Below are 2196 nucleotides of genomic sequence, written 5' to 3'. Positions count from 1 at the left end.
CTCCGCTTCCGGGCGCAAACGACAGGAGGCGAAGAGCATGTTGGCGACGGACCTCGCTCGTGGCTTCAATGAAAAGCCGGAGGCAGCGTAAGACTAGCATTAACGGGGACTACCAACCTGCACCTCCTGTAATTCTGCGTGTTCCTGCGTCTTAGGGGTCGGGGTCTAGGACAGCAAATCACGCGGCATCCACCTGGAGAGCTTAGTTCCAATGTCTACGAATGTGAGTGGGGTACATCCCAACCCAGATTTTGGGGTACACGTCCGCTAGCTGTGCTTTCAAGTATTTGTTTTTGCGGAGGTTTTATCGCGGTGCGAATAATGGCGCGCCCTACGGGACTCGAACCCGTGTTTTTGCCGTGAAAGGGCAACGTCCTAGACCGCTAGACGAAGGGCGCCGGGGCAGCATTGCTGCCGGAACGGGCGGACATATAGATGGGTTCGCGCAGCCCGGCAAGCGCTTCGTTGCGTTATTCTGGCTTGGCTGTATCGATGATACGAAGTTCCACTTTTTCGCCCCCGCCCCAGCGATCGATCGTCAGGGTTCCGGCAGCGTGAATCGGCGTACCAACCGCATTGACGAGAGCTTGGCCAAGCGGTTGTCCTGCGGCGCGAAATGCGATGCCGCCAATGGTCGAACCGTCGCCGCCACGCAACTTCACGCGTATGTGGCCCCCGCTGCCGACTTCGCGCGCTTCGATGAGACGGTGGTGGGCGAAGGCGAAGACGGGTTCAGGCTGGCCTGAACCGAAGGGCCCGGCGCGTTCGACAGCACTCACCAGATCGGGCTTGGCCGCCCCCGCAGTGAGAGTCGAATCAACGGCGAAATAATCCGACAAGCGGGCCGTCAGAACCGTGTCACGCAATCTGTCCGTCATGAAGCGCTTGAAGCGCTCGATATCCGTCGCTCGGATGGTCACCCCCGCCGCCATGGCATGTCCGCCCCCCTTGATGGCGATTCCCTCCTCGACGGCGGCGCGGACCGCTCGACCCAGATCGACTCCGGGTATGGAGCGTCCGGAACCCGTGGCGTTTCCACCCGCGCCCACCGTAAAAGCGAATGAGGGGCGATTGGTCTTTTCCTTCGTCCGCGCTGCAATCAGCCCGACGATTCCGGGGTGCCACTCAGGTGAGGACGCCACGATCAGCGAAAGGTCCGGCTCTCCGTGAAGCATCAGCAGTGCCTGCGCCTCAGCCTCCGCGATCGCGACCTGCTCGATGACCTGACGGTCCCGGTTCAGTTGATCGAGTTCGGCCGCGAGACGCCCAGCCGCGACTGGGTCCTCTGTCAGGAGAAGCTTCGCACCGAGCGCCGCGTCTCCGATGCGGCCGCCTGCATTGATGCGAGGACCGATGAGGTAGCCGAGATGCCAGCTTTCGGGCGCGCCGGCGAGACCGGCGACGTCGAGAAGCGCGGCAAGGCCGATGCGGCTGCGCCGCCGCATGATCGCAAGTCCTTGCCGCACGAAGGCGCGGTTCAGGCCAACCAGTGGCACGACGTCAGCCACCGTCGCCAACCCAACGAGATCGAGGCTCGCGAACAAATCGGGTTCCGGCCCGCTGAAGAATCCGCGCCCCCGCAATACGCGGTTCACTGCGACGAGCGTGAGAAACACGACGCCGGCGGCACATAGGTAACCGAGGCCGGAAAGGTCGTCCTGCCGGTTGGGATTGACGATCGCAGAGACACGCGGCAGGTCCTCGGGCGCCTGATGGTGGTCGACCACGAGAACATCGAGCCCTAGAGCTTGCGCCTCCCCCAGCGTATCGATGCTGGCCGTGCCGCAATCGACCGTGATCAGGACATGGGCGCCTTGCTCCCGCATCACCCGGATCGCATCGATGTTCGGGCCGTAACCCTCCGTGATCCGATCGGGAATGTGGATCAGGTAGGGTACGCCGCAGGCGCGCAGGTATTCCGCCATCAGGGCCGCGCTGCATGCTCCGTCGACATCGTARTCGCCGAAAATCGCAATGGTCTTTTTCGCGACGATGGCGTCGGCCAGGCGCTCGGCGGCGACTTCCATATCGGTCAGTCGATACGGGTCCGGCATCAGGTCGCGCAGGCGTGGATTGAGGAAGCTTTCCGCGTCGCCGACATTGACACCGCGGCCAGCAAGGACCCGCGCCAGGATATCGGGCAGACCATGTGTCTGCGCGATCGCCAGCGCGATCGTGCTCTGCGCCGGGTCACAT

Annotated in this window: 1 protein-coding gene and 1 tRNA gene; both read right to left on the bottom strand. The window is 63.1% G+C overall.

Annotated features, from left to right (window positions below):
* Window positions 1–322: 322 nt before the first annotated feature.
* Window positions 323–398, bottom strand: a tRNA-Glu gene (locus AC1DT3_RS18725).
* A gap of 72 nt (window positions 399–470) precedes the next feature.
* Window positions 471–2196: single-stranded-DNA-specific exonuclease RecJ (gene recJ / locus AC1DT3_RS18720; protein WP_477466728.1), on the bottom strand; the 1726-nt coding region annotated here is incomplete at its 5' end.

This window comes from Microvirga sp. P4_G7 (assembly GCF_056401005.1).
This window is presented reverse-complemented; position numbering and strand designations above follow the sequence as displayed.